This window comes from Bacillus sp. ISL-77, from assembly GCF_018613105.1.
Genome location: NZ_JAGGQY010000037.1, coordinates 1 through 19,507, shown reverse-complemented (window position 1 = coordinate 19,507; position 19,507 = coordinate 1). Strand labels below are relative to the sequence as shown.

At 39.3% G+C, this 19,507-nt stretch carries 12 protein-coding genes and 1 rRNA gene; 7 read left to right on the top strand and 6 right to left on the bottom strand.

What is annotated here, in order from left to right; genetic code table 11:
- On the bottom strand, positions 1-933 hold the full coding sequence (locus J7E77_RS15050) for a hypothetical protein (RefSeq protein ID WP_214715413.1): 933 nt from the start codon (positions 931-933) through the stop codon (positions 1-3).
- Positions 926-1,075, bottom strand: a complete 150-nt coding sequence (locus J7E77_RS15045) for a hypothetical protein (protein WP_214715412.1) — start codon at positions 1,073-1,075, stop codon at positions 926-928. Before J7E77_RS15045 ends, J7E77_RS15050 begins: the two co-directional genes overlap by 8 nt.
- A gap of 226 nt (positions 1,076-1,301) precedes the next feature.
- Here J7E77_RS15045 and J7E77_RS15040 point away from each other — a divergent pair, with 226 nt between their 5' ends.
- From J7E77_RS15040 to J7E77_RS15010, 7 genes are all read left to right on the top strand, one after another.
- Positions 1,302-3,065 (top strand): vWA domain-containing protein, encoded by a 1,764-nt coding sequence (locus J7E77_RS15040; protein ID WP_214715411.1) that lies wholly within the window; start codon positions 1,302-1,304, stop codon positions 3,063-3,065.
- Positions 3,066-3,160: 95 nt separating this feature from the next.
- Positions 3,161-6,553 (top strand): tubulin-like doman-containing protein, encoded by a 3,393-nt coding sequence (locus tag J7E77_RS31940; RefSeq protein ID WP_214715410.1) that lies wholly within the window; start codon positions 3,161-3,163, stop codon positions 6,551-6,553.
- Positions 6,554-6,704: 151 nt separating this feature from the next.
- On the top strand, positions 6,705-9,050 hold the full coding sequence (locus J7E77_RS15030) for a hypothetical protein (RefSeq protein ID WP_214715409.1): 2,346 nt from the start codon (positions 6,705-6,707) through the stop codon (positions 9,048-9,050).
- Between the two features lie 44 nt (positions 9,051-9,094).
- Positions 9,095-10,369, top strand: coding sequence for a vWA domain-containing protein (locus J7E77_RS15025; RefSeq protein WP_214715408.1), 1,275 nt, complete (start codon positions 9,095-9,097; stop codon positions 10,367-10,369).
- Positions 10,370-10,435: 66 nt separating this feature from the next.
- Positions 10,436-11,074, top strand: coding sequence for a beta-mannanase (locus tag J7E77_RS15020; RefSeq protein ID WP_214715407.1), 639 nt, complete (start codon positions 10,436-10,438; stop codon positions 11,072-11,074).
- 13 nt (positions 11,075-11,087) lie between these two features.
- Complete coding sequence (locus J7E77_RS15015) at positions 11,088-12,356, top strand: TRAFAC clade GTPase domain-containing protein (protein ID WP_214715406.1); 1,269 nt, start codon at positions 11,088-11,090, stop codon at positions 12,354-12,356.
- The gene (locus J7E77_RS15010) at positions 12,353-15,172 is read left to right on the top strand and encodes a GAP1-N2 domain-containing protein (RefSeq protein WP_214715404.1); all 2,820 of its coding nucleotides are present in this window, start codon (positions 12,353-12,355) and stop codon (positions 15,170-15,172) included. Before J7E77_RS15015 ends, J7E77_RS15010 begins: the two co-directional genes overlap by 4 nt.
- A 142-nt stretch (positions 15,173-15,314) precedes the next feature.
- On the opposite strand, the gene J7E77_RS15005 is transcribed toward J7E77_RS15010, so the two are convergent.
- The 4 genes from J7E77_RS15005 to rrf all read right to left on the bottom strand — a co-directional run bounded on the left by J7E77_RS15005 (position 15,315) and on the right by rrf (position 19,421).
- Positions 15,315-16,670: a protein kinase family protein gene (locus tag J7E77_RS15005; RefSeq protein ID WP_214715402.1), complete on the bottom strand. Its 1,356-nt coding sequence runs from the start codon at positions 16,668-16,670 to the stop codon at positions 15,315-15,317.
- 65 nt (positions 16,671-16,735) lie between these two features.
- A complete protein-coding gene (locus J7E77_RS15000; RefSeq protein ID WP_214715401.1) occupies positions 16,736-17,452 on the bottom strand; it encodes an OmpA family protein in 717 nt (238 codons plus the stop codon).
- 15 nt (positions 17,453-17,467) lie between these two features.
- Positions 17,468-19,012 (bottom strand): MotA/TolQ/ExbB proton channel family protein, encoded by a 1,545-nt coding sequence (locus J7E77_RS14995; protein WP_214715399.1) that lies wholly within the window; start codon positions 19,010-19,012, stop codon positions 17,468-17,470.
- A 292-nt stretch (positions 19,013-19,304) separates the two neighbouring features.
- A 5S ribosomal RNA gene (rrf, locus tag J7E77_RS14990) occupies positions 19,305-19,421 on the bottom strand.
- Positions 19,422-19,507: the final 86 nt, after the last annotated feature.

Sequence of the window (19,507 nt, the reverse complement as noted above, 5' to 3'; positions counted from 1 at the left end):
CTACGATACGAACTGCTTGAAATCAGGATCGTAATGATACTTCACCATAACTAAACGCTTGGTTTTTTCCTCTAGACTGCCCCAATCAACTTCCGGGTTGGAATAGATTATACTGCACAGTCGCAAGAACCGGTCCTTTGGGAAATATTCAAGGAATTCCTCGATGAACTCTGAAAATTCTAGGATGTACAGTTTCATTCGTAACGCTGAGCCGGCCACAGAAATGAGTGAATCCATTCCAAAATCGCTGACAATGGCCTCACGATACTTAATAAAGTAGGCAATACACTTTTTCGTAAAAAGCGTCCGATTAATTTTTAACACCTCAAGCGCATATTTTACAAAATTCGAATCATAGGATGAAGGAATAAGGGGTTCTAGTTCAAGCTCCATATCACTTCTTAGAACGATTTCATTTAAGACCATGATACGGCGGATTTTCACCCGATCACTCGCAATAAAATCGCCAATATCGCGGAGCTTTTCATATGCTGGGGCCAGTCTCTCAGCATGAACATCCTCTTTGGCAAGTTCACTGTCATATTGAATACCTGCGGCAATTTTTCTAAGGTCGATTCGAAGTAGTTTTTTCAGTTGCATGAAATACTCACTTTTAATGAAGATGGAGGTAAGAATGACATATCCAATTACAAACACTACCCCGGCAATTAACGAGTAATATAACATTTTTACCGTTGGAGCAGCCAAAATACCTACACAAACAAACATTAAGATCCATATCGCTTCCGTAAATAAACGGTTTTTAAAAATCGACTTCACGAGCGTTTCAATTTCGATAAAATCCGAACCGCAATTCTGGCATTTTTCATCCCCTAAAACGGAATAACGGTTGCATTTTTTACACATCTTTACCTTTTGAAATCGATATTTCGTTCTTTTTTTCTTGGAGAGCTGGACGGCCTGTTTAGCCAATCGAATCACCTTCATTCAGCATGATAACTAATTCATCATCAATACCTTCAAAATCACCGCTATTTCGCTTATTTTCCATTAATTTATAGGTTTTCCAACAAAGGATTAAAACTAGAAGACTAGTAAATACCAAACCGTACATTTTACTTCCCCTTTTGAGATTATTTTTTTATGAAAACTAATTATCCATTAATAATCCCAGATGTTTTCCAGTAAATACATTATCTTATATTATAATAGTAGAATTATAATATATCTAGGGAATAATTGTTTGGGTGTATATTAGGAACAGTGGTAGAATAGTAGTACAATGCAAAAAATGTAATTATTACCCGAAATAGGAAAAATGCAGTGGGGGTTGCACACAGATGTTAAGAAAATGTATCAGCAGTTTAATCGTAGTTGCGTGTCTAATCTGGAATATGTCCTTATATAATGTACACGCTGCAAGTCCGTTAAATTCCACTTCTCGAATTGAGGGAATGCTTGTCGTTGATGTGAGTAATTCCATGAAGAGCAGCGACCCGAAGAATATCAGTAACGAAGCGATGAAGATGTTCATTGATATGGCCTCCTTTAACGGCGATAAAATTGGTGCCATCGCTTACGCTGACGAAGTCATGCGTGAAAAAGCGCTTGTCAAAATCAAGTCAGAACAGGATAAGAAGGACCTAAAGTCGTTCATCGACTCCGTTCAAAAATATATGTACACCGATTTATCAACTGGGGTTAAGGAAGCCGTCAACGTATTAGATAGTAGTCATGAGCAAGGTTACTACCCATTGATCGTGCTGCTTGCCGATGGGAATAACGAACTAGACCCAAAGAAGTCCAAAACCGAAAAGCAAGCGGAAAAAGACCTAAACCAAGCAGTCGCCGCCGCTAAAGCTAAAGGATACCCAATCTACACGATTGGCTTAAACGCTAATGGCAAGCTAAATAAACAGGTTCTCACAAACGTGGCCAAGAGCACGAATGGGGAATTCTTTGAAGCAAGTTCTGCCGATAAATTGCCAGGCATCCTAAGTGAAATTTTTGCCAACCATTTAAAATTAAAAATCGTTCCTATTAACCAAATAGTAGGTAATGGTGATTATCAAGATATCAAAATAAATGTTCCCAATGACAATGTATTAGAAGCCAACATTTCATTAATGTCCAACCATCCAGTAGAGGTTAAGCTCGTTGATCCTTCAGGGAAAGAGCTCGCCATCCCTTCAGACCAAGTCCTACTTTCAAAATCAAAGACCTACTCTATGGTCAAACTGCTGAAACCAGTTCAGGGAGATTGGACACTGAAGGTTAAAGGGGTAGCAAAGGACAAAATCGATATCAACCTTGTTTTCAATTATGATTTACAGTTGAAGCTAGATAAACTTGCTAAGCAAAGTTACAAGGCGGGCGAAACAGTTAAGATCCATTCCTTTTTTGAAGATAATGGTACACCTATCGCTGATAAAAGCATTTATCAATCAATGAAATCGACTCTATATGTGAAAGATCTCGATCAAGGGAAAACCGAGGAAGTAAGCTTATCAGTTGATGACCAAGGCTTTTCGGGTCAATTTAAGTTAGGAAACTCAAGCAGTTATGAAGTATTGGTAAAAGCGGAAGATAATAGCTTTTTCCGTGAAACGCAGCCGCAAAAAATAACGGTGCAAAAAACAGCGAAAACACCAGCAGCTGCCAAGCCTGCAAACACAGAAGATGAAAAGCCGTTTCCATGGCTTTATGTCATTGCCTGTGTGATTGGTGCACTCCTTCTCGCCGTACTTGCTTACTTCCTGTTAAGGAAAAAGCAAGGTTTTAGTGGTCAAATGGTGGTAGAAGTAAAAGATGAGGATACCGGTGAACGCTCGAATCCACAATACAAGCCATTAAAAGGCTTTAAAGGGAAAATCCAGTTACATCAACTGCTCGGACTGCAACCTGAATTCACTGAAACCAATCAAATTATCTTCAAGCCGCATGCCGGTGATTCGCTCCTGCTGATCAACAACTCGGACTGTACGATTGAAAAAAGCGGCCGGGCAATCGATGCCAAGAAAGGTCAGCAGATCAAACGAAATGACCGTCTTCGCATTGTGTTAAAGAAGGTAAATAAGTCCATTTATATTGAATATATAAGCTAAGCGGTTTTCGGTGTCAGGCACCGAAAAAGGAATCCTAATCAATTTATTTTTCGTCTATATATATTAGTAGTTCACAGCTAGGGAGGAATAGTTGCATGAAAGCAAGTGTTAAAGAGCATATATCACAGTTGGAAGTCGCCCATGGCGGCGGGATTATATCAGAGAAGATCCGCGTTGATACGATTGACAATCCGATGCTTGTCATTGGACTTGGCGGTACAGGGATTGATGCCCTATTACGACTCAAGTACCAAGTTAACCGTCGTTTTAAACTTCCAGAAGATCCTTTATCAAAAAAGAAGAAAGATAAACCAAGTAACATTGAGTTTTTAGCATTTGAAACGAATGAGCATGATCGTAATAAAAAATATAATGGGATTGGCCTTGACCCTCATAAAGAATTCGTCCTGCTTTCCAACCCAGAAATCGGCAGCGTTCTTTCAAATCGCAGCACGATTGAACCTTATATCAAAGACTGGTTATCACCCGAATTGTCAATAACGGATGGAATCAGCGGGGCTTCAGGCGTACGCCAAGCGGGCAGACTGCTCATGTTTACAAAAATCAATCAGGTTGTAACGATCATCCAAAACAAAATGGATGCCGTACTTGAAGGGTCTGGAAAACGATTATACGTCTTCCTGCTTACCGGACTTTCTGGTGGGACTGGCAGTGGCTGTTACTTAGATATAGCCTACATTATTAGAGGAATCATGGATAAAAAATTTGGGGCAAAAGGTGTCGACCGTTTGAGCATCCTTGGCTACCTTTTCACACCTGACGTGAATCTATCAAAAAAAGGAATCAACCACCATACGGCTGAATACATCCAGAAAAACGGCTATGCTGCCTTAAAAGAACTCGACTACTGGATGAACTGTGATGAAAGAAATGAACGTTTTATTCAGAAGTACGGCAATTTATTAACCGTGAACTCACAAGTGCCGCCGTTTAATCTATGCCATTTAATATCAGGTACGAATACTGAAGGAAAATGGCTTGAGAATGCCTACGATTACTGCATGAATGTAACAGCTGAAAATATTACTAACTTTATGGCTAGTGAAGATAAAGGATCAGGCGAAGAATTTGCCATCCATGACTATATCAGCAATATCAGATCCAATATTGCCGGCATGCATAAGCCATATCCAGCCAACTATCAATACAACATTATCGGCGCTTCCATGGCAGAAATTCCACTGGAAGAAATGACAACCTACATCGCCTACAAGCTGTTTGAAAAAATGGATAATATGTTTGAAGCAGGTCCTGAGCAATCAGATGTGGAGCAATTTGCTGAAAAACTGCGGATTGACCCTGATTCCGTCCACCAACGCTTTAATGAACGTGTACCAGAACCGCTTTCAGGCTATGAGAATAGTGACCGTTTCTCCTACAACAATGTCATCAAAACATCGGTAACCAATATCAATGATGAATTAGACAGAGAGTTTCTTTTAAAAGCAAAAGATCAGTATCGTAAATGCAAAAAGCAGCATCCAGGCGAAATCATGGAAGAATTCCGCCGGCAAATTGAGAAAATGTTTTTAAATTCCAAAAAAGGCCCTATCTACGCATCACGTTTAATCTACCAGAAGGACGGGTTTTGCTTATTAACGACCCTGCAAACCTATGTAGAAAGCTTACGCGAACGTCTAGAACGTATGCCTAAAGCCATTCAATCGGCTGAGGAGTATACCTACAATAAACTTGAAGATGCGAGAAGTGCATTTATATCTAAGGAAAAGAAAAAGAATGCCTATATCGAGTCCAAGTTGAATGAGTATGATCTTCGCGCCGAAAAAGAACGAATGGAAGAAATGATTGAATTCTATGAAGATCTATATAAGCTAATCAATAGTCAAAACAACAAGATTTATGTGGTCTATAAAGAAATCCTCAATGCACTTAGAGGGATATTTGAACAGAACGCCAATATTCTTGTGAATGGTGAGGAAGTCAAACAACAAGATAATGTCACCTATTACTGGCATTTAGTCAGTGTACCGGATGTGGCCCGTGAAATTGAGAGCATGTTCAATTCAAAGGATGGAGAACAACTTGTCCAGCAATGGTCAGAAATGCTCCTCGAAAAGTCATCCTATTGGGTCAATGAATCAGATATCGATATCGTAGGTACCGTTTCAGAATTCCTAAGCGACCAGTTTGGCGAGTTGATTACGAAATCAATGGAAGACTTTTTAAGGCTTAAACACGGCGAAGATATGCCAATTGATCGAATCATCCAAGACAAAATTGCTGCACGACTTGATGGTGATGCAACACCGGTGTTCCATTTAGATAACGGTCGTGGTGCACTTCATTTCCCAGAATGGGGATTTGTATCCGTTCCAGTAAAGGCTCCTAATATTTTAAAAGGAGTTAAGGAATACCAAAAGCATTCGATTAGTGAATCTCATTTCACCATTAAAGAGAGTGAACTGAAGAATCGGATCTTCTGGTTAAACACAAAAAATGGTATTCCACTGTTCTCGTACTCCCCACTCTCCATTTATGAGGAGTCCTATGAAAAAACGATTTTAGAAAGAGAAGGCGCTGGCCGCCACCTTGTCCAAACAGATAAAGAAAACTGGGCCTACCTCCCTTCACCGATTCCTGAAGAATCATGGGGAGATACGTACCGCAACAAGCGCGTACAGCAATACAATGCCAGCATCCGTTCTATGTTTGAACAAGCGATGGAATTTAAAGTCATTACGGAGAAAAATTCCGATCACAGTACTAGTGCTCGCTATGAATGTCATTTTACAAAAGAGATGAACATTTCGGACTTATTTGCTCAGTACGATATAGATCCAAAACAGTTAAACAAAGCAACCCTTGGCAGCCTGAAGCAAATCCTTCGACAGCTTAAAGACATGTTTAACGGCGGCATGGAGTCCGACAGTGTGAGTGATATCTTCGACAGCACCAACTTGGAATTGGCAAAAGAAAATCTCATCCGTACACCTAAACTCATCGAAAAAGTAAAACTAGAAGTTAGAAAGTATCACTTAATCAAAGAGAAAATCTCTGAGATTGAGCAATATATTGCCTCACAAGAGGAAAAAGAGGTTTCTTTAACTCAATTCATTCAAGCCGTTTATACAAAAACGATACGAAAACGCGGCGCCTTATACGTGTACGATAAAGAGATTGAAGAAGATGCATGGGAACCATTTGTGAATTTAATGAAGACAACGAAGTTTGTTGATTATGAACTCTATCATGCTTTTAAAGCATTGAGCCAAAAGAAAATGGATCAACTGCAAAAGAAATCAGATCGTCGCAGCAATGACATGATAAACCAAGAAAACACGAACGAACTTGTTACTGCTTTAGAGGAAATGGCTGCAACTTATTCAAGGGAAAAAGAAGCCCTTGATTACGATTACCAGGATTTAGTCAATGGCGAAGAAATATACAGTTTCTATAAAGAAATGATGCTCAAGGTTAATGACATGCTCCGTCAATTAAACTCTTAAGAAAAGCGGAAGTGCCCGTCTAGCGGCGTATCGTTCAAAGACTTATTACACATTTACTATTTAGGCCACTTGCAGCTTTTGCATGTGGCCGCCTCTAATCACACCCATTTTTTTATAAATAGGGGAATGTTTTCAACGGGGGGAAACAGCTTTGAAAGAACTCTTACAAAAATACGCAAACACCTTTTCAAACCAGCTGGAAAAAATGACATTAGAGGAAAACGAGCAGCGCAGTGTAAACCATCCCATTGTCTTTTTATTTCTAGGGGATTCAGTCAAGGAAGCCATGACATCCATCATGAGTATTAATGAAGAAAAATGGCATAACAGCACGGGTGTGTTATATTTCCATGCCTATCAAACCAATACCATCAGCCACGATAACGTGTTATCCATTCAACTTCCAGGCAATAAGTTTGATCCCAAAACCATTCGCAGAAGCATTTACGAGGCCTTTTATCAGGATGAGAATTTGCTGATTGAACTAAATAAAACCTTCCGTAAACTTTCGTCAAAAATTGCTGAGTATGGAAAGGTCTATTCCTCACTAGTTAAACTAAACCTATGTGTGGTGACGGCCGTCGATGACCCTGCAAATATCCTGATTCAAGAATTTACTTTGCTGTTAAAAAGTATTTTACAAGAGTCTTTTCGACAAGTGGAAGTAGATTTGTATGGATTAATAAAGGAAAAGCAGGATGGTGAAAATTTTGCTCTCTCCACTTCACTGGGGATTAGTTTTTTTAATGAGTTAAATCAGTTTCAACACGATAAATACACCTTTGAAAAAGAACTTCAGTTGGAAGAAGATCTGCGGCTGCCAGTCGTTCACCCTCCTTCCCCACTCTTTGATATGGTGTATTTGTTAAGCGATAAAAATGAAGATGGCTTAATTTCAAGTGATGCCGGGAAGCAAAACTACGAAATTATTAGCAATCTAAATCTCTTAAAAAACCGAAAAATGATTACAGATTATCATGAAAAGATGGACAGCTATAATCATCAGGACTTTAAACGTAGTTTCAGAGGAAACTCCGAGGAACCAGTATTCGCCTCAGCTGGCTTTTCCAAGGTGAACCGCCCCAATAAAGCGATTGCGCTTCATGCGGCTAGCCATTTTTTCCATGAACTGCTGACATCATTAAAAGCAGCCAGCTCCGAGAAACGCGAAAATGTACTCGGCTTATTTGAGTTGACGGAGGCTTCTTTCCAGAAATATTATCATGACATCATTCCTTCGGACGAAAAGCTCGTGGATATGAATGACATGATGGGAGTGTCCAATTCCTATCAAACGGTAAAAAGAATGTCTGTCAAGGAGGCAGAAGAGCATCTGTATGAAGGTGGTACGGAACGCTTTTTCCATACTAACTTTAAAGAGCCGGTCAGTGAGCATTTACAAACCATGAACTTGAAAGCACATATTGAGCGATGCCTCCATGAAAACGTGATTAATAATGAAAAATACGGGTTATATTGCGCCTATTTATGGACCTCTGATTCTACAGGCCCGAATATTAGCATACTGGATGAAATTCATAAAATGATTCGTGAAGCCAAAAATGAACGAGCAGAAGCTGAAGCACGGCTCGAGCAGCTCTATCATCGAATCGTGGATAGCTGTGATTTTAAAAAAAGCTATCTCCCATTTTCAGACAAGAAAAACCTAACTAGCTTTTTACAGTATTTTTTTGAAGAAGCTTACGGTTTAAAGTATCAAATGGTCAAACTTGAGGTAAAGCAAGCCATCTTAAAGCAATATCTTGAAGTATTACAAGAAAACCACCAGTATCTGCGCGCGAAAATAGAGATTGTCGATCAGGTGGAATCTTTATTGAAACAAGCAGCTGCGGAGAGTCTGTATGATTCGGATGAGTATTTAGATAAAAATATCGCTGAATATTATGGACAAATGATTAGCAGCGTAACAGCAAAGCTAAAGGAAAAACGCGGTCCTCATTTCTTTTCTGATGAGCGCTTTTTTGGAAACCTGCTATCATTCCTTGAAAACGGAGCGACCGACCTGATCGAAAGATTGCTGTTTGTCTGTAATCGTGAGGTATTGACCCAAGAGGATTTCCAGCGCAGCTTTGAAGATGAACTGTTAGAACGGGCGAATGTTATGACGCACTATGATAATCAAGACGTTCTAACCAAAGAGGATTTGTTCAAGCAATTAAACACGCGCTTAAGCGAAAATTCATCGATTCATATTGAAGTTTTTAACTACAAACAGGAACACCGCTATGAAGAAAAATACTTCTTCGGTGACTTTCACAGCAAATTCATGAAGTTCGCTTTAGAAAAAGAACAAGAAACACGCCATTTTAAGGTGGGCTGTGCCCATGAGAAGAATAGCAGCGGGATCGAAAAGCTTACCCTGATGGGCGGCTTTAAGCTAAGTGACTTAATGTACTACCAAAGAGGGGAAAGATACTACAAGGCCTACACAGAAAAAGGATACGAATTCCACTCCAAAGCGGAAACGCCCGCTTAGCAATGTACTAGAAAACCCAATTTATATTTTAAGGAGATTTGAACATGCCTGTTCGAAAATTTAGTATCCTGTTTTTTGTTTTTAGTATCATTTCCGGGCTTCTAGGTGCTATCCTTGGTGAATGGTTAATCGAGTCCTATTATGGCGTTTGGCCAAATATCCTTTTAATGGGCGCCTATTTTGGCCAGCTAGCCCTGATCGCAGGTCTCTTCTGCTTAGGTGCTGAGTTAATTAGTCCGATTATTAATGGACGCAGTTGGCGCTTGGAATACTCGGGCCTTTCTTGGAAGATGCTGGTACCTGCCACTCTCGTCATGCTATTTGCTGCCGGCCTTTTATTTCAATTCTTATATTCTCTTAATTTCTCAAATATCAAACCGCCAGACGATATCGTGATGGTCATGGATATTTCAGACAGCATGAATGAAACGGACCCTGGACACGAAAGCTTGAAGGCTGCCGGAAAGCTCATATCCAATATGAAGCCGACCCACCGTGCCTCCGTTATTTCTTTTAACGATGATGCTAATATTACAAAATCAATGTTTAACGTCAGTGATAAACAAGAACGCACCGATGCGATCGAGCAAATCAATCGTTTACAAGCTACAGGAAACACCGATATTGGCAACGCCTTGGACACAGCTATTCAAGAGATTGATGACCACAAAAAAAATGGACGAAAACCAATGGTCATTCTGTTCTCAGATGGTTATAGCGAACTTGACCTTGATGCAGTGGTAGAGCCATACCAGAATAAGGACATTGTCATAAATACGATTGGGATGAGCAAGATTGATAAAGGAGGAGCCCAATTACTTAAATTAATTGCATCAAGTACCGGTGGTTCCTTCTATGATGTAAAAAATGCCAATGAATTAACGAACGTATTTGAAAAAATTTACTTAGAAAACCAGGACCGTTTGCTTGTGACCCAAAGACACGGATTGTTTCAAGACAGCACCTATCTCGCCATTCTCCGAGTGGTCTTAATCACGTTAATCGGCGGATTGTTTGGTCTCGCGCTTGGAATAATTTTCGACAACCGTTATTTAGCGAAAAGCTATGCTATTACTGGGGTGTTTGCTGGACTATTAGCAGGATTGGTACTCGAACTTGGTTTGCAAGATAGCCTGCAGTCAGGATTTTCTTACCGCCTCGCTGCCGATATTCTCTTAACTGTGTTAACTGGTCTTGGAACGCTGATTATTCCGATTCGTGAAAAGTTTTCGGGCAGTGCGCCGCGTAACACCAGTGGGTCCAATTTTTCCGTAAAAAGAAATTCATCAAAAAGGGATCATTTTAAAAAGGGATTTTGATGGACGGCGTTCAGGAGCGGCTTGGACCTCTCCGTATCAATTAGAAAAGATGGTGGGTGATTTCTGGTGAACTGGGAAACCCTTGCTTCCCCTGACTATGAAATAAAGGATTTACGAAAGACAATAAGAGATTCAGAGGTTCACTTAACTTGGTTCTGGTCTAAAGATATCGACTTTGTCTATATTTATAAAGCGTCCTCAGACAATGTAAAACCGGTTAGCGAAATCAATGAGCAGGATTTGAAACTCTATACCCGCGAGGAATATAAAGCCAATCATGGATATGTTGGCAGACTGGATGCGATTGGCCGTTACGCCTATCGCATCTTTCCCTGCAAAAAATGTGACGGAAAGCTGGCTGTTTTTAGTCAGGAAAACGATAACAATCTCATTTATATAACGGGATCGAAGGCAAAGATTTATTTTTCAATTACCTATAAAAATAAATTCCTTCAGCCGAAAAAAAGAGTTCGCATGTCCATCATGACAGAAATCGTGCTTGATAAAGATCTGTTAGTTTATGTTAAAAAAACGGGCAGTCCTCCCATGTCCATTGAAGATGGAACCGTCTTCCCATTTATTCGTGACTTCCCACCTGGAAAAACGGAGCTGCTCGAAAAGGAAATAGGCAAGGATGAATATATTAGAATCTTTTTTAGTAATGGAAGGAAATCAGCTGAAATTTTTGAACTGATTCCACAATAAGGAGAGACCTTACATGTTTGGACTATTAAAACGAATGTTTGAAAAAAAGCAGCCAGAACCTACCAGACTGCCTTTTTATGATATTGTCTGCCCCTACTGCTTTTCAAAATTTCATCATGAAGATGTCGTCTTCCGTGCTGCACACTATCGTGATGATGATGAGCTATTTAACCTTCAGGAAGATCCTGAATTGAACGATTATCGGAAGAAATTTGGGCTTGCCGAAATTGATGAAATTGAGGCGATTGTTTATCCTTCGACGATTCCAGATGAAAATAAGATTTACTCCAACGGTGTACTTATGGGTGTTTCTGATAACTACGCGGTTGTGACGAGAAAGCGACTTTGCCCAGGGTGCCATAACGAACTTCCCGTTACAGCAGGTAAATATCCAAGTAATATTCTTTCCATTGTCGGTGCCACTTCCGTCGGGAAATCTGTTTATATTACGTCTCTCATTCATACCTTGCAGCATGTAACAGCTAATAATTTTAATGCGGCATGTATTCCGCTTAATAACGCGATTAGCAGAAGATTCAGGGATGACTATGAAATTCCTTTATTTGAAAATGGAAATTTGCTTGATGCTACCGCTACGACAAAGCGTCAAGAACCCTTTATTTTCCAATTTGTGTTTAAAGATGAAGACAAAGCACCACTGACACTCGTATTTTTTGATGTAGCTGGTGAGGGTATGACTGAACAAGAATATCTTCAACTTCATGCTCCCCATATCAAAAATTCAGCGGGAATTTTATTCTTAGTCGACCCAATGCAAATTCGAGCAATCCGTCAGAAAATGCTTCATCAAATGGGTGAAAATCCGGGGGAGATAGTTGGACTTGCTCGTGAACCCCGCGAGGTTGTTGTCGCATTATTTGAGGATTTCATTTCCCAACAGGAAAACAACAAAACGAATATTCCGACTGCAGTCGTGCTGACAAAAAGTGATTTATTGTATACCCTAAGTTCCGACGAGGGTGAATATATTCGTTCTAATAGCAATGTGTTCCACAATGTTACACATAGTGAATACCTTAACCTGGATGAATACGAGAATATCAATGGAGAGATTAGAAGATTTCTATCAAAGGTAGATACTCCGTTCGTCGGTTCCATTGATGTTTTTTTTAACGAGGCTTCCTATTTTGCCGTGTCTGCCCTCGGAAGCAATCCAGTCGATCGACAAGTTAGTGGGATAATTAGTCCGATTCGTGTGGATGAACCGTTTATTTGGCTCATGTATAAGCTGGGCTATATAGAAGGGAGACATGTGCAGTGACCGGAAAGTTAATTCAACAACAAATGTATACCAGGGAACGGGGCGGAATATTCCTCTCAACGGACGGATATGATACCATTGCTATTTCCGAAGGCTTGGATAAGTCATTTGTGAAAAAATATTTACATCCCTTTTGCATTTATCAATCGCCAAAGGCTTTAACAACACGTGGCGAAAAGGACAGTTCCCTCTACCCCGAAACTGTTACACTATTTCAGCCGGAAACCGGTGACATGGTCATTGGTCAATCTGTATTTGTGCCTGCTGATTTTACGGGTCAGCGCAGCGCTTATTTCATGCATAACTATGTACTCCCGCCAAACCGAAAGGAAGAATGGATTAAACATCCTGAAAAGCTATTTCAAATAAATGACTTTCAGACTTCCTATAAAATCGAGCAAGGCCATGTTCTTTCGGAATTGGAAGAAACCGGATATGATGATATGGATGTTCTTGCCGAAAAAGATACTCTTTTGGGGAAATTAGGAATTCGCGAAGATCAGTTTAAACAACTATTATTTGCAGTCATGTCGTCCATTGCTGGGAAGAAAAAGGTGTTTATCTCATTAAATGTACCTTTGCAGGAATATTCGAAGGCTGCACTTCAACTGTTGGAGTTAATTTATCTTTATTTGCCCTATGCACACCGCCGCAAATTAGGCGCAATGACCTTTTCAAGTGAACCAGAGAGTAAAAACTATATCCATGTGATGTTTTATGAGCCAGGTACATTAAACATGAATGATCGTTCGATTGAAAAGCAATTCATTTTTGATTTTGCAAATGATAGGATTTCTGGCCTCAATATTACTGGTCAGAAGCATGAGTATCTGGACTTTGCACTCAACCATTTTTCCCAATCGAAGCGAATGGACGATTTCTTTGCGTTCGCAGAAACAGCGTTATCAGGCTTACCTGAGGAGCAGAAACTAGCGGTAGCGAGCTACTATCAGTTGACCTCCCTTTATCAAACACTTAATAGTCACGATGACGCCTTATATAAAGAAAATAAACTAGGATTTTTAAATAGTTTGCAGAAGTTTCTTCAGGTTAATAGTGATGAAAAACAGCCTTTGGTTGAGCTATTTTTAAAAATCCTAGCGATGGAAAAATATGCAGGCGATCCTGCAACAGCTCTAGATTACATTCACGCTGTAGTGTCCATCAATCAAATGGTACGAAGCGATGAGGCTCTCTCGTTCATACTAGAAACACTCAACTATTATCAAAATGCTCAACTTTTCCATAAGCTCTGGAAATTGGTTGAACAGGACAATCGCTCTTATAAAGCGATTTTGATGTTTATTAATGAGCATCCCAACTATGACAGGCTCCTTGAGATTTATCTGGATGAACGGTTCAATCGGATCATTCGAGTCGAAGAGATTCTGCGGGAGCTCAAATCAATGCTTAGCTCACCATACCTTTTATCTATCGAAAAGTTTAAATCGGTAGTGATTACTAAAATTGAAGCCTCGTTAAAACAGGAAAGTAATGCTTTCACCTCGGTTCTTGCCATCAAGGACTTTAAAGTGGATATGGCAGACAAGGATTTTCTCAATTTTAAACAAAAGATGTTTAGGAATTCAGTATGGGCGATGTTAGATAATATTCGTCCAAAAGAGCTGACAACTCAGGATATCATGACATTCGGTAAAATTTTCAACCAACCGATAAACCCGAGTGATATGAAGGATGGCAAGGCAAAAGATAATTATCTAATGACTGATGCCCTATACCAGGTGCTCAGCATGCCATCTCAGGCTAGTCCTAATCAGCTTAAATCGTTATCAAGATCGGGCCGGGAACTGGTGCGGGAGATTCTGCAGCAGCTATTACAGGTCAAGGTTTCCACCGAGCAGATTCCAGTTCTAAATATTGCATTTGGGTCAGAACATGGTGAAGTAGATTATGGGATGCTATTTAAACACTTAATCCAATACAGCGATGATAAAACGATGATGATTTTTATTAAGGATCATTCAAATTTAGTTGGAATTGACGTACCCTATCGAAGTGCATTACGAAGCTATTTAGTTTCCGATCCAAAATCAATTTGGCGGAATAAAAAGTACAATAAAGAATTGAAGTTAATTCGAAAGAGCAGCTTTAAGAACTTTTTGAAGGAAGTTGAAACAGAAACAGCAAGTCCTCTTGTCAAATTCTTTAAAAAGTATGGGGTAAAACTGTTAATTATTGTAGTCGTACTTGGCGGAGCAGGCGGTGCAGCTTGGTTTGGAGTGGACTTATATTCCAATAAACATTCTACAAAAAAGGTTGCATCGACACCGGCTGTGGAAAAGACGGTCAAGAAAGCAGAGAATGTTGTTTCTTTAGACCAATTTAAACAGTTATCTGAGGAAAAAGTAGACGGTGAGAACTTTAGTCTGCCTCTTGATGGAAAACAATTTGAAAAAATTGTTGGACAAGCCCAAGGGGTAAGCCTGACTGATCGACAAGAGGGGAATTTCCAGTTGGATCTGAAAACTGAAACGGAAGCCAGCCCCTTTGAAAATGGGCAACTTAAAGTAGGATTCTCGCTTGTTGGGACGGAGTACGATTTTGATCCAAGTGATAAAACGTATGAAGTCGTATTAGTTGCTAACAATAGTGAAACAGTAGAATCTTATCTGTGGGTATACTCTATTAAATCTGACATGAAGAATGAAACCCTGGAACCTCTCCCGCTTAATTACAACTCGGAGGTTATTACAGATGTACAATTAGCTACTAAAAAACTAACGCTAACACATGGTGAAAGTGAAGTAGCTTACGAATTCCCTTTTACAGACCCAATAAGTGACAGCCAAGAATAGCGCAAAAAAGAGCATTCCCATGGTGGGATGCTCCTTTTTTGTAGAAACCTTTATTGTTGATTTTGGGGAACTAGACATTGGACACACTTTTCTCTGTTTTTATCTAATTTTTGTCGCCAATAGCCCTCATTGGAGTTACTTTTCATTTTTTCACCAAGGTAAACTTATTATTTTCCAAAGAAAGATTGGACAATTCTGTCCCTGTAACGCTGATAACATCTTTGCTCTGCTTAACCTCAGTACCATAGTCACTCCATACCTGTTTCGTACTGCCACTTGCTTGGACCTCTAATGCAATAACTTCTGATATTCCTAATCCACCAGGTAATCCAAAAACTAGCAGACCCTTTTGTCCATTTTCTGATGTGGTGGTTAGGAAAGAATCAATATATGATGCTGGTTCTGGAGAATTACTGCCTTTATACTCAGGCGATTCCCCTACCTTCTTGCCTTGGGATAAAACAAAAACTTTCACCTTGCCTGATGAATCGTCTTGTTTCTGGGCAGCGGCAACTAAAGTATATTCATGACCTGCTACTTTGATGGAAGCATGTTTGATTGGATCCCAGCCAGAAACTACTTGTGTGAATTGACTTAAATCAACCTGATCTTTTTTCTCCACTGCCTTCACCTTTGGAATGTCCTTTTCCACAGCTGTTTCTTGCTTACTTTCGCTCGCTTGAATCGAGTTTTTTTCCGCTCCACCCTTTAAAAAGTTAATGGAAAAGATGACGATTATAAGTAAAACAGCTACAGCAATGCCTATAAACAATGAGCCGGATTTCCGCTTTTCTTTAGGGGGCACAGGCGCAGGTGTTACTAACTCTGGCTCCTCCCTATTGTTTTTCTCATGAATAGCTGATTCAAAAACGGTCTTTGAGGATTCACCTAGATTCACTAATCCCGGCTTGGGAATCGCTAATTTCCTTAGAATCCACCCTTGCAGTTCCTCGATGTTTTCAAAGCTTATCCCCTCAAAATGCGATTCAGCAAGGGAAGAATGATTTTTTAATATGGATAGCACTTGTTTGAGGTCATCCTGAATGGTTATTTTACTATCTGGTTGAAAAACGGTTCTCTCACCTGCGCCATATAAGATAATCTCGCCATTCTCTTTTATCCAGATATTAAATCGATTGATCTTACCATGAAGAATTCCATGTTTGTGCAAATATACGACAGCATCGACGAACTGATCAATTTGTTTCCCGGTAAGCATCTGCTCTTTTTCTAAAAAGTTTCCTTCGTTTCCTTCCATCACAACAAAGGGCTTACGCTCCCATACATCTAGCACCTTCACTGTTGGAAGGTGCTTATAATTGGTAATCTTCGCCTCGTACTCACGATACAACTGATTCCACTCATCACGAAGCGGCAACTGATGGATCAAGCGAAGGATTCCTGATTCTCCGTCCTTTGGATCTTCCACTTGATAAACGGTTAATTGCTCACCAGTATATAGTTCTTTAATGATCTTGAATTGGTTAATGTCAGCCATTTTCACAGCTCCCTGGACATACTTATACTCGAAGGAACCTACTTCCCACTTGGGGTTTTGCTTCCTTAATAGCTATTTTTAAGCCTAAACTTGAACTCAACCCGCCTCGACTGTGCACGGTCCACCTTGCCTTTGACGATCTTCAACTGGCTCTCAGACCGTCCGTTGGCGGTAATATTTTTTGTTACCTGATTCTTATATGGAAAATCTCCGAATTCATCACTTAAAATGTATTTCACGACACTGAAGGCCCTGCGCTGGGATAGATCGAGGTTATACATATAGTCGCCTTTATCATCGGTATGCCCTTCGACCACGACTTCAGCAATACTGTCGTTATACTTTCCGTAAAGTGTCTTAAAATAAATGGGGATAAACTTATCCAGCTGTTTTTTAAATTCTGGCTTAATAACATCCTTGCCCTTTTCAAATAACAAGTCATCCTTAAACTTAATTGCACCCGTATCTTTATCGATCAAAATTTCCATATGCTGCTTTTTAAATTCCTTGTCTAAATCTTTGACGATATCCTTTTGAATGTAGGATAACGCCTCAATCTGCTTTTCTTTTTCAGCAATTTGCTTTGCTTGTTTTTTGATTTCCGTCTGGCTTTCCATCGCTTTTGCCTGCATCGCTTTGCTTTCCTTATTAATACTAATGATGATCGCGACAAAGATAATTAAGACAACTAAAAGGATGGTTGATAACAAATCTGTAAACGTGGGCCAGAAATCCGATTCTCCGGAACCGTCATTGATTAGTCGTTTATATTTTTCCTTCATGCTCAGACCCTTTTCCTATTTTGATAGATTAACTGCATATTGTTTTTCGTTCATTTTTTCTGAAAAAGTCTCTAGACTTTTCATTAAATCATTCAAAGTGGACTCAAGGGAGTTTAAGGCTTCAGGTGTCTCCTTAGCCCCTTTGGAAAAGCTTTGGTCCAGTTTACCGATGAGATCATTTGTATTTTTAATATTATTGCTTAGGGCGTTTAGGCTCGTTTCTAAAGATTGATTAGATGACTCTTGAATGCTCATATAATTTCCCATACTCGTCACGGCATCTTTAAATAAGTCTTTGACTTCTCCGTTTTCTGAATTCGTCTCTTTCAGCTGCTTCAATAGACCTGCCTGCTCTTTTTTAATTTGTTTATAGATCGATTCAGTCAGTTGCTTATGCATATCTACTTGTGATTCATTTTGAGTTACAATTTGAGAAATTTGAGAAGTTGTACCTTCGAAAAAGTTGGTCATTTCTTTGTAAGTTTGTTGGATCTCCTGTTGTGAACTATCCACTAACGATTTATATGAATTGTGTAAGTTATAATTGTTTTTCATAAAACCATCAATCACATTGTTTTGGTTCGCGACAAACGACTTAATGTCATGGGCTGTATTTTCAAACGTCATCTTAATTTCGTTATTAAGATTGTGCTGATTATTAAAATAAGTAAACATTCTCTCAAAATCATCATGAATTAACGCGGTCTTTTGATTAAACAATTCAGTAATGGCCATCATGTCTTTAAATAAACCACTAACTGCCACCGTGTTTTGCTGAAAATTATTATTAAATTGTTTTAAATTATCAGTAGCTGTTTTAAATTCCTTCGAAAAGAGGGCGACCTCCAGGAAGGCATTTCCCATATTGTGAACGGCTTCTTTAACTCCACCAATGGCCTCGACCACATAATAGTCAGACGTCTTTTGATCCTTTTGGTGAATAAAGTTTTCAACTTTCAACATAACTTGCAATAGTAATTGTTCCGAGTTTCTTACCTTTGAATGAAGATTGATCGCGATGGAAAATAGAATTCCACCGATACTAGTGAAAAAGGCAGTATGGACGCCGCCTAACACCTTTAAGATGGATTTATCAATATCACTTGGGTTAAGGGCAGCTAGCGTTATCACGAGGCCTGTAAAGGTACCGAGGACCCCGACGAGTATGGAAATCGATGCAAACGTATGAATCAGTTTCATTCGTTTGACAATACTTGTTTTATTATCAATATGATATTCAGACATAAACACCTCAATAAACGATGGAATATTGAGCTGTGTCTTTGTTCTTTCTTTTTTATCATTAAATGCTCGCCATATCGTTGCAGCAAGTTGATTATTTTCTGGATTTTTCGAAAGATCTTCATCCTGTTTATTTAAAAATGTAAAGATGGTGTTATTACTTCTTATTGAGAAATTGGCAATCATGCCAAGAACAATTAAAACAGCTAGTACAAGAAACTCATTTGCACCAAGCTTGGTGGCCCCTCCACTTAAATAATAGATTAATAGTAAAAAAGTCGGTAAAAACATTAAAAGAGGTAATAAAAATCGATTCATTCTATTTGTCCCTTTCCTATATATGTAAGTAATTTGTCAATTTGTCTAGAATTCCATCTTTAATTGTAACAAAGAAAAGTAATTTTTAGGGAAAAATAAAAATTTTTGTCGATGGAAACTACTGGTGAGGGGTTATTTTTAAGTCATAAGGTTTATAAGTGGTTTAGATTTTCTAAATAGAAGAGATTGGTAAATTTCGAGGCTTTTTAATTAAGGCTTTGTTGTGTATATTTTAGTGGAAATTCTTAAAAGAAGACAAAAAAGACAACCTTTTTCAAGTTGTCCTTTTCGTGCCTGGCAACGTCCTACTCTCACAGGGACGCGTGTCCCAACTACCATCGGCGCTGAGAAGCTTAACTTCCGTGTTCGGTATGGGAACGGGTGTGACCTTCTCGCCATTGCTGCCAGACTATTTAATTGAGGAATCATTCCCTCAAAACTAGATAATACAGAAGAAGTTTGTAAAACGAGTGTGCCTTATAAAATTGGTTAAGT

What these genes read in the sequence shown, in the direction of transcription:
- J7E77_RS15000 (WP_214715401.1), bottom strand. Translation starts at nt 17,452, where the DNA reads ATGAAGGAAAAATATAAACGACTAATCAATGACGGTTCCGGAGAATCG.
- J7E77_RS15005 (WP_214715402.1), bottom strand. Translation starts at nt 16,670, where the DNA reads ATGGCTGACATTAACCAATTCAAGATCATTAAAGAACTATATACTGGT.
- J7E77_RS15025 (WP_214715408.1), top strand. Translation starts at nt 9,095, where the DNA reads ATGCCTGTTCGAAAATTTAGTATCCTGTTTTTTGTTTTTAGTATCATT.
- J7E77_RS31940 (WP_214715410.1), top strand. Translation starts at nt 3,161, where the DNA reads ATGAAAGCAAGTGTTAAAGAGCATATATCACAGTTGGAAGTCGCCCAT.
- J7E77_RS15045 (WP_214715412.1), bottom strand. Translation starts at nt 1,075, where the DNA reads ATGTACGGTTTGGTATTTACTAGTCTTCTAGTTTTAATCCTTTGTTGG.
- J7E77_RS15040 (WP_214715411.1), top strand. Translation starts at nt 1,302, where the DNA reads ATGTTAAGAAAATGTATCAGCAGTTTAATCGTAGTTGCGTGTCTAATC.
- J7E77_RS15015 (WP_214715406.1), top strand. Translation starts at nt 11,088, where the DNA reads ATGTTTGGACTATTAAAACGAATGTTTGAAAAAAAGCAGCCAGAACCT.
- J7E77_RS14995 (WP_214715399.1), bottom strand. Translation starts at nt 19,012, where the DNA reads ATGAATCGATTTTTATTACCTCTTTTAATGTTTTTACCGACTTTTTTA.